This window comes from Type-D symbiont of Plautia stali, assembly GCF_001485335.1.
GTDB classification, from domain to species: domain Bacteria; phylum Pseudomonadota; class Gammaproteobacteria; order Enterobacterales; family Enterobacteriaceae; genus Pantoea; species Pantoea vagans_C.
The window spans coordinates 1-9,020 of record NZ_BBOC01000136.1 but is presented as its reverse complement, the minus strand read 5'-3'; the positions used below and the strand labels follow the sequence as shown (position 1 = coordinate 9,020).

The 9,020-nt window shown below is 55.2% G+C and carries 7 protein-coding genes and 2 pseudogenes; 4 read left to right on the top strand and 5 right to left on the bottom strand.

The genetic code is table 11. From position 1 onward, the window contains the following. Together PSSD_RS24755 and cysG are read right to left on the bottom strand one after the other, a co-directional pair. Window positions 1–135 (bottom strand): annotated as a pseudogene (locus PSSD_RS24755) (sulfate adenylyltransferase subunit CysD); the annotation flags it as partial. 9 nt (window positions 136–144) lie between these two features. Next, window positions 145–1,560 (bottom strand): siroheme synthase CysG, encoded by a 1,416-nt coding sequence (gene cysG / locus PSSD_RS24750; RefSeq protein WP_058974074.1) that lies wholly within the window; start codon window positions 1,558–1,560, stop codon window positions 145–147. A 248-nt stretch (window positions 1,561–1,808) separates the two neighbouring features. On the opposite strand from cysG, the gene PSSD_RS24745 reads away from it, so the two are divergent. After that, on the top strand, window positions 1,809–2,828 hold the full coding sequence (locus tag PSSD_RS24745) for an aminopeptidase (protein ID WP_058974073.1): 1,020 nt from the start codon (window positions 1,809–1,811) through the stop codon (window positions 2,826–2,828). A 9-nt stretch (window positions 2,829–2,837) separates the two neighbouring features. Beyond that, window positions 2,838–3,122, top strand: a complete 285-nt coding sequence (locus tag PSSD_RS24740; protein WP_058974072.1) for a YciI family protein — start codon at window positions 2,838–2,840, stop codon at window positions 3,120–3,122. A 70-nt stretch (window positions 3,123–3,192) separates the two neighbouring features. Here the strand turns inward: PSSD_RS24740 and PSSD_RS24735 are convergent, their stop codons facing one another. The 3 genes and pseudogenes from PSSD_RS24735 to cysJ form a co-directional block, all read right to left on the bottom strand. After that, window positions 3,193–3,927, bottom strand: coding sequence for a phosphoadenylyl-sulfate reductase (locus PSSD_RS24735; RefSeq protein ID WP_058974071.1), 735 nt, complete (start codon window positions 3,925–3,927; stop codon window positions 3,193–3,195). Further along, window positions 3,924–5,647, bottom strand: a pseudogene (gene cysI / locus PSSD_RS24730) (assimilatory sulfite reductase (NADPH) hemoprotein subunit). Before cysI ends, PSSD_RS24735 begins: the two are co-directional and overlap by 4 nt. Next, the gene (gene cysJ, locus PSSD_RS24725) at window positions 5,647–7,449 is read right to left on the bottom strand and encodes an NADPH-dependent assimilatory sulfite reductase flavoprotein subunit (RefSeq protein WP_058974070.1); all 1,803 of its coding nucleotides are present in this window, start codon (window positions 7,447–7,449) and stop codon (window positions 5,647–5,649) included. Before cysJ ends, cysI begins: the two are co-directional and overlap by 1 nt. Before the next feature lie 296 nt (window positions 7,450–7,745). Here cysJ and queD point away from each other — a divergent pair, with 296 nt between their 5' ends. Both queD and PSSD_RS24715 read left to right on the top strand, forming a co-directional pair. Continuing rightward, on the top strand, window positions 7,746–8,105 hold the full coding sequence (gene queD / locus PSSD_RS24720) for a 6-carboxytetrahydropterin synthase QueD (protein ID WP_039330734.1): 360 nt from the start codon (window positions 7,746–7,748) through the stop codon (window positions 8,103–8,105). A 207-nt stretch (window positions 8,106–8,312) separates the two neighbouring features. Beyond that, window positions 8,313–8,912 (top strand): inorganic diphosphatase, encoded by a 600-nt coding sequence (locus tag PSSD_RS24715; protein ID WP_058974069.1) that lies wholly within the window; start codon window positions 8,313–8,315, stop codon window positions 8,910–8,912. Window positions 8,913–9,020: the final 108 nt, after the last annotated feature.

Genomic DNA, 9,020 nt, shown 5'->3' with positions numbered 1-9,020 from the left:
ATGCAGCATCACCGAAGAGTCTTTACCGATGGAGTACATCATCACCGGATTACTGAACTCGGCCGCTACCTCGCGGATGATATGGATACTCTCTGCCTCCAGTTGGCGCAGATGAGTAAGTCGATTTTGGTCCATAATTTTTCCTCAAGCCAAATTGACAACGGCGGACTCGCGAGCCCCCTGCTGTGCCGAATGTTGGAACCAGGCGAGTTGCCCGTGTAAATTCACCACTTCGCCAATCACGATCAGTGCTGGCGTGGGCGCGGCAACAGCCAGCGCCTCAAGTTGATCTAATGTTCCGGTCAGCACTTGCTGATCCTGACGCGTACCGCAACCGATCACCGCCACTGGCGTGGTGGCTGCGCGTCCATGTTCGATAAGGCCCGCCGCAATTTCCGCTGCTTTCATCGTGCCCATATAAATCGCCAGCGTCTGACGCGCACGCGCCAGTGAAGGCCAGTCAATGCCTGCGCTGTCACTGCGCAGATGGCCGGTAACAAACAGCACGCTCTGCGCGTGGTCGCGGTGAGTCAGTGGGATACCCGCATAGGCCGTCGCGCCTGCGGCGGCGGTAATGCCCGGCACCACCTGGAAAGGAATGCCTGCCGCTTTAGCCGCCTGCAACTCTTCACCGCCGCGGCCAAAGATAAAGGGATCGCCACCTTTCAGACGCACCACGCGTTTGCCCTGCTGCGCCAGCTCGACCAGCATCGCATTGGTCTCTTCCTGGGATACGGAGTGTGCTCCAGCGCGTTTACCGACGCAGATGCGGTCAGCATCACGACGCACCAGTTCCAACACTTCGTCACTCACCAGATGGTCATACAGCACCACATCGGCCAGTTGCATCACTTGCAAACCGCGCAGGGTCAGCAAACCGCTGTCACCAGGCCCTGCGCCCACCAGCGTGATTTCGCCCTGGTTATCGGTGTTGTTTTCCAGCTCACGGTCGAGAGTACGGCGCGCTTCATTGACGTTGCCAGCAGACATCTGGCTGGCGAAAAGGCCATTAAATGCCCGTTCCCAGAAGCGACGGCGTTCAGACATGCTGCGATAGCGCTGTTTCACTTTGTCGCGCCACTGCCCTGCCACTTCAGCCATCTGACCGAGATTGGCGGGCAACAGCGCCTCGATTTTTTCACGCAACAGGCGCGCCAAAACCGGGGCTGTTCCGCTGGAGGAGATCGCCACCACTAAGGGAGAGCGGTCGACAATGGAGGGGAAGATAAAGCTGCACTTCGGCTGATCGTCTACCACGTTAACCAGCTTGTGACGCGCATTCGCCGCATCAAACACCTGCGCGTTAAGCGCATTGTCATCGGTCGCAGCGATCACCAGAAATACGCCGTCGAGTTGTGTTGGTTCGAAGCTGGAGGCGATCCACTCAATCGCATCAATATCCAGCAGCGCCTGCAACTCATGGCCGAGATCGCGCGCTGCTACCCGCACGCGCGCACCGGCGCGACGCAGCAGTTCGATTTTACGCGCAGCGATTTCGCCACCGCCGACAACGAGCACCGGGCGGTTTTTGAGATCGGCAAAGAGAGGCAGATAATCCACGTTAACCTTGCTAGTTTTACAATAAGTTAACGCGACTATACTTTCCCACCTTCTGGCAGATGAAATTACGAATTAGCATTAGTAGTTACCGAATGGAATAACGACCCAGGATTGCTGATAACAATTTGTGCTTAACAAATGATATTGCTGGTGTTTCGGAGCAATTCAAATTGTGCAAACGCGGTCACAGTTTCATACTAACTCAGAATTTTTTTAGCATGACGGGATGTCAGAAAAGGACCCTTACTATGTTTGCCACTCTCCGCCGCACCGTGCTGGCTGCACTGATCGCGGGCGGTTTGCCTTTCTTTGCCCAAGCTGCCACTTACACGCCTGGGCATTTTGCTGAACAGCAACTGCGCCACATTGCCACCTATTTCCCCGGCCGCATGAGCGGCAGCCCTGCCGAACTCATGACCGCCGATTATCTGCAACAGCAGTTCACCGAGCTGGGCTACAAGAGCAATACCCGCCAGTTCAACACCAGCTACAACTGGTCAGAGCGCAAAGGCGAGACGCGCCTGCGCAAAGTCTCCGCCACCTCGGTGATTGCCGCTCGGGCGGGAAGCGTGCCGCAGGAAATCCTGATCGTCACCCATCTGGATACCTGGACGCCACTCAGCCGCCACGAAGCGGATAACAATCTTGGCGGTCTGCGTCTGCAAGGTGTTGATGACAATGCCTCAGGCTTGGGCGTGATGCTGGAACTGGCGCAGCAGATGAGTAAAACCCCGCTGCATTACGGCGTACGCTTTGTCGCCTTGAGTGCCGGTGAAGCCGGGCTGCATGGCATGGACGATTACCTGTCGCGCATGAGCGTGCAGGAAAAGAAAAACACCCTGTTAGTGATTGATCTGAACAGCCTGATCGTTGGCGATCACCTCTACTTTAACAGTGGCACTAACACCCCCTCGGCAGTGCGTAAGCAAACCAGTGCACGCGCCTTGCAGCTGGCTCGTCGCTATGGCATTTCTGCCGCCAGCCATACCCTGGCTCCGCGTGACTATCCTGGCGTCAACCCGTTTGATAAAGCCGGGATGCCGTTGCTGGATGTCACCGCGGCGAACTGGGCGCTGGGTAATAAAGATGGCGCGCAACAGCGGGCGCACTCCAGCCACTTCCCGGATGGCAACGTCCGACATCAAACTGACCGGGATAATCTCACTTATCTGGATCGCTGGTTACCGGGCCGCATTACCCAACGCACACGCGACAGCGTGAAGATCTTACTGCCACTACTCACCGAGCTGGCCAACCCAACAACTTAAGGATTTGCTATGTACGTGGTGTATCTGAACTATTTCCGTCCGGCAGAAGAAGCCGATGCGCTGCTGGCACCGCATATTGAATGGCTGGATCGTTATTTTGACAGCGGCGATTTTATTGCGGCAGGCCGTAAGGATCCGCGCACGGGCGGCATGGTGTTGGTGAAGGATATGGATCGCGCCCGCTTAGACAGCATTCTGGCGGAAGATCCGTTTATCGCGGTGGCGCATTATGAGGTGACAAAAGTGAACGTGACGCGTGCTGCGGAAGCGTTTGCTGGGTTGAAAGGGATTTAATAAAAAGGAGCGCATCAATGCGCTCCCTACGACGAGTCTGAAAGGTCGGCATTAATGCCGACCACATCAATCAACCCTCGTGCAACCCGCACTCGCGCTTCAGGCCGAAGAAGCGCGTCTCTTCCTCAGCCATGCCCGGTTCCCACTTCTTCGTGGTGTGCGTATCGCCGACCGACAAATAGCCTTCATCCCACAGCGGGTGGTATTTCAGGCCGTGCTGCGTCAAGTACTGATGCACCTGGCGATTGTCCCAGTCAATGATCGGCAGAATCTTGAACACGCCACGCTGCACTGCCAGCACCGGCAAACTGGCACGGCTGCCAGATTGATCGCGGCGCAGGCCGGCAAACCACGTCTGCGCACCCAAGTTTTCCAGTGCGCGGTTCATCGGTTCAACTTTGTTAATCTGGTTGTACTGCTCAATCCCTTCAACACCCTGCTCCCACAGTTTGCCGTAGCGCGCTTCCTGCCACGCGGGAGAGGTCTCCGCGCGGAAGATTTGCAAATTGAGATTGAGCTTTTCGGTCAGCTCATCAATAAAGCGATAGGTTTCCGGGAACAGATAGCCGGTATCGGTCAGGATCACCGGTGTATCCGGTTTCTGCTGCGTCACCATGTGCAGCAAAACCGCCGCCTGAATACCAAAGCTGGAAGAGAGCACAAACGCACCGGGCAGATTTTCCAGCGCCCAGCTGACGCGCTGCTCAGCGGAGAGCTTCTCCAGCTGCACGTTGCTTTCCGCCAACGCCATGATGCGATCGACTTTACTGCCGCTATTCAGTGCTGCGAGATCAAGTACCGTCATACTGCCTCCGAGTCCCAAAAATCACGGGCGGGATCAACCACGGCTTTGATAATGCCAACGCGAATCACGAAGTCACCAAAGCCTTCATCAGCGTGGCGCTCGGTTGCCCAGCGCGCGACCAGTTCGTCGATGCTGGCCAGGATTTCGCCTTCGTTGATGTTCTCGCGGTACATACGCGGAATGCGCGTGCCCATGCGGTTGCCGCCAATGTGTAAGTTGTAACGACCCGGCGCTTTACCCACCAGACCTAACTCTGCCAGCAAAGCACGACCGCAACCGTTCGGGCAACCGGTAACGCGTAGCACGATGTGCTCTTCGCCGACACCATGCTTATGCATGATCTCTTCGACTTTGGTGACGAAAGACGGCAGGAAGCGCTCGGCTTCCGCCATCGCCAGTGGGCAAGTCGGGAATGCCACGCAGGCCATGGAGTTTTCGCGCTGCGGCGTCACCGCTTCCATCAAACCGTGTTCACGGGCGATGGCTTCGATCTGCGCTTTTTGCTTCTCCGGCACGCCCGCCACAATCAGGTTCTGGTTAGCGGTGAGGCGGAAATCGCCCTGGTGAATTTTGGCAATCTCGGCAATGCCCCGCTTGAGCGGACGACCGGGATAATCCAGTAAACGACCGTTTTCGATAAACAGCGTCAGATGCCATTTTTGTCGATGCCTTTCACCCAGCCAACACGGTCGCCGCGCGTGGTGAAAGCATAGGGGCGAATCGGTTCAAACGTCAGACCGGCACGTTTTTCCACTTCCGCTTTAAAGGTCTCAACACCCACCCGCTCCAGCGTGTACTTGGTCTTCGCGTTCTTACGATCGGTGCGGTTGCCCCAGTCACGCTGCGTCGTCACAACGGCTGCGGCCACATCGAGGATCTTCTCTACCGGCAGGAAACCAAACTCGCTGGCGGTACGCGCATAAGTCGCTTTGTTACCGTGATCGATCGACAGTCCACCGCCGACCAACAGGTTAAAGCCAATCAGTTTGCCTTTCTCCGCAATGGCGATGAAATTCAAATCGTTGGCGTGCAGATCAACATCGTTATGCGGCGGCACCACCACCGTGGTTTTGAATTTACGCGGCAGATAGGTTTCACCGAGAATCGGCTCTTTATCCGTTGTCGCAACTTTCTCTTTGTCCCACCAAATCTCGGCGTAAGCACGGGTTTGCGGCAGCAGATGCTCAGAGAGTTTTTTCGCCCACTCATAGGCTTCCTGATGCAGCTCAGACTCCACCGGGTTTGAGGTACACAACACGTTACGGTTAACGTCGTTGGCGGTGGCCAGCGCGTCAAGACCGACTTCATGCAGCATCTGATGCGTCGGCTTCACGTTCTTTTTCAGAATGCCGTGAAACTGGAAGGTCTGGCGGTTAGTCAGACGGATGCTGCCATAAATGGTTTTATCGGTGGCGAACTTATCAATCGCCAGCCACTGGGTTGGCGTGATGATGCCACCCGGCAAACGGCAACGCAGCATCATGGCATGACGCGGTTCCAGCTTCTGTGCGGCACGTTCGGCGCGGATATCGCGGTCATCCTGCTGGTACATACCGTGGAAACGGATCAGCAGGAAGTTATCACCGGTAAAGCCGCCGGTCAGGCCATCATCAAGGTCTTCGAGGATGGTGCCACGCAGGTAGTTGCTCTGTTTTTTCAGACGCTCAGCGTCAGTTAGCTTGCCTTCAACGACCAGCGGTCCAGGATGTTTTTCGCTCATTAGTAAACGTCTCGCTGATAACGGCGCTCAATGCGCAGCTCACTCAAAAATTCGTCAGCCGTTTCACGATCCATGCCGCCGTGTTCGACCACCACATCCAGTAACGCCTGCTCGACGTCTTTCGCCATGCGATTAGCGTCACCACAGACGTAAAGGTGCGCGCCCTCTTCAATCCAGCGCCACACTTCCGCCCCTTTCGCGCGGATTTTATCTTGTACGTATATTTTCTCAGCCTGGTCGCGTGACCACGCTAAATCAATGTTAGTCAGCAAGCCGTCTTTAACATATTTCTGCCACTCCACCTGATACAGGAAATCATCGGTGAAGTGCGGGTTACCAAAGAACAGCCAGTTTTTACCGCTCGCGCCGTCGTTATCACGCTGCTGCATAAAGGAGCGGAACGGTGCGATGCCCGTGCCTGGGCCGACCATGATCACCGGCGTTTCCGGATTCGCTGGCAGGCGGAAGTTGTCGTTGTGTTCAATGAACACACGAATATCACCGTCCTCTTCGATGCGATCCGCCAGCCAGGTTGATGCACCACCACCGCGCTGACGACCATCAATTTCGTAGCGCACCGCCCCCACCGTGATATGCACTTCGGTGTCGGTTTCCGCTTGCGACGAGGCGATAGAGTAGAGGCGCGGCGTGAGCGGACGCAGCAGCCCGGTCAGTTGTTCCGCATTCAATTCTGTTGGTGCCTGACGCACCATATCGACAATCGGGAAACTCTGCGCATAGCTCTGCAGCTTTGGTTTATCACCTGCCAGCGCCAGCAGCGCATCGTTACGTGACAACGCTGCATACTGCTCGACGATCTGCGGAGTATTCACCGTCAGCTCATAATGCTTTTGCAGTGCTTCCGCCAGCGGCAGACTTTCGCCGTTCACTTCAATCGGTTCGTCACCTTTCAACCAAACCAGTTGCAGCAACTCCTGCACCAGCTCGGGGTCGTTTTCAAACCACACACCCAACGCATCACCCGGCTGATAGCGCAGGCCGGAATCACCAAGGTCGATTTCAATATGACGTACGTCTTTGTCTGAATCGCGGCCGGTGATTTTTTGATTCGCGGCGAAGCTGGCCGTCAGCGGCGCTTCTTTGCTGTATGGGCTACTGTGGATTTCGTTGACGGCGCCTGTCGAGGCCACTGCCGCTACGGCAGAGGGCGCACTGGGTACACGCGCTTTCAGAATCTCAGTGATTTGCTGACGCCAGGCAGCGGCCTGCTCTTTATATTCCACGTCGGCATCAACGCGATCCAGCAGGCGTTCTGCACCCAGCTCAGCCAGACGCTCATCAAAGTCTTTACCGGCTTTGCTAAAGAATTCGTAGGAGGTATCGCCAAGGCCAAACACCGCGAAGGCAGTCCCTTCACATTTCGGCGCTTTCTTCGACAGCAGGAATTTATGCAGCGCAACAGCTTCTTCTGGCGGCTCACCCTCACCTTGCGTCGAGGTCACCACCACCAGCAATTTTTCCTGGCCGATCTGTTTGAATTTGTAGTCGCCAGCATTGACCAGATTGACGTTCAGCTTGGCGGCCAGCAGGTCGTCGCGCAGTTGCTCAGCCAGGCGACGTGCGTTACCGGTCTGCGAAGCGGAGATCAGCGTAATGGTCGGCGTCTCAGCCTGAACCGGTGCAGGCGCAACGGCGGCACCGGGTGTCTGGTTGACCATGCCCCAAAAGTAGCCGGAGAGCCAGGCCATCTGGGTGGTGTTGAAATCCGTGGTCGCCGCCTGTAAGCGCGCGAGTTGCTCGGGATTAAGCGGGAGCATTGAACCTGGTGCCTGAGTCGTCATCGCGTTAAACATTCCAGTGTATGAAGTCCGGACCAATCGGTGGCGGAAGAGTGGGTAGGTTACCGGGCTGTATATTAACGATTAAATAAGCCTTCGACATATTAAATAACCAAAATGACTAAGTGGTTTTTCGGGTAAAGTTAATCGGCAAAAGTGGTAAACAAACCCGTTTTTATTCAATGCATTAGATTAGGCATGGTGAGAAGGATGTCGCAAAATGCCCTTTTCACTCGTAGCGGGTGCGAAAAATCTGTGATTCAGGTAGAATTCGGCGGTTTTTAAGTCTGAGAGCCATTATGTCTACCACGCTATTTAAAGAGTTCCAGTTCGAATCAGCCCACCGCTTACCGCATGTGCCTGAAGGGCATAAGTGTGGTCGCCTGCATGGCCATTCGTTCCTGGTACGGTTGGAAATCACCGGTGAAGTGGATGCGCATACCGGTTGGGTAATGGATTTTGCCGAGCTGAAGGCGGCGTTTAAGCCGATTTATGATCGTCTCGATCATCACTATCTCAATGATATTCCTGGCCTGGAAAACCCGACCAGCGAAGTGCTGGCGAAATGGATTTGGGATCAGATGAAGCCGATCTTGCCAGAGCTGAGCGCAGTGATGATTAAAGAGACCTGTACTGCAGGCTGCGTCTATCGCGGCTGATACCGTCATTTTCCATGCTGCAGGTGCGTTGACTGCCCTCGCCCAGCCCAGTCACTTACTGATGTAAGCTTCAGGGGATGCGCTCAGTTGCCGCCTTCCTGCAACGTGGAATATTTGGTCTCTCCATTTTTTATCGTTTATTCATATCTCTGTAACCCTCGCCCTCTACGTTGTTGTCTCCTTCATTAAAGATCAAGAGAATCAACAATGAACCTGCTAAAACGCCTTTCTGTTATTGCTTTGCTTATTTCCGCCTCTGCCGCCGTTCAGGCGCAAAACGTGCTGGATTTCCCACAACCCGATAAAGTCCCGGATGAGTTCTATGCGGTGACTGAGATCCCTGCGGGCGGCATGATCAAATATGAAACCGACGCGAAAACCGGCTTTATCGTTGCCGACCGTTTTCAGTCGATGCCGGTAGCCTATCCAGCGAACTACGGTTCACTGACCCAGTCACTGGGTGGTGATGGCGATCCGCTGGATGTGATCTTCTATACCCGTGCGCCGCTGCAACCGGGTACGCTGATCAAACTGCGCCCGATTGGCGTGCTGAAGATGATTGATGGGGGTGAAGTGGACGACAAGATCGTCGCAGTGCCCACCAGCAAGATCGACCCCACTTACGACGACATCAAAGAGATGAAGGATCTGCCGAAGATGGAGCAGGAGCGTCTGCAGGCGTTCTTCCGCGTCTACAAGCAGTTGCCGGACGGTCGTAAGAAAGTGGAGTTAAATGGATTTGAGGATGCGGCGAAAGCCAAAACCGAAATCAAACAGGCATTCGACGCGTATAAAGCGAAGCAGTAATGGCGATAAGGTCGCTATGAATGGCTGAAGCAGTGCGGTGATTGGCATGGTCGCCATAAATGGCGACCCTGCGACAATCCAGCGCAGTTTTCAAAGGGTGCGCATTGA

Excerpts from the sequence above, each read along its gene's own strand:
- PSSD_RS24745 (WP_058974073.1), top strand. The coding sequence starts at position 1,809 with ATGTTTGCCACTCTCCGCCGCACCGTGCTGGCTGCACTGATCGCGGGC.
- PSSD_RS24740 (WP_058974072.1), top strand. The coding sequence starts at position 2,838 with ATGTACGTGGTGTATCTGAACTATTTCCGTCCGGCAGAAGAAGCCGAT.
- PSSD_RS24735 (WP_058974071.1), bottom strand. The coding sequence starts at position 3,927 with ATGACGGTACTTGATCTCGCAGCACTGAATAGCGGCAGTAAAGTCGAT.
- cysJ (WP_058974070.1), bottom strand. The coding sequence starts at position 7,449 with ATGACGACTCAGGCACCAGGTTCAATGCTCCCGCTTAATCCCGAGCAA.
- queD (WP_039330734.1), top strand. The coding sequence starts at position 7,746 with ATGTCTACCACGCTATTTAAAGAGTTCCAGTTCGAATCAGCCCACCGC.
- PSSD_RS24715 (WP_058974069.1), top strand. The coding sequence starts at position 8,313 with ATGAACCTGCTAAAACGCCTTTCTGTTATTGCTTTGCTTATTTCCGCC.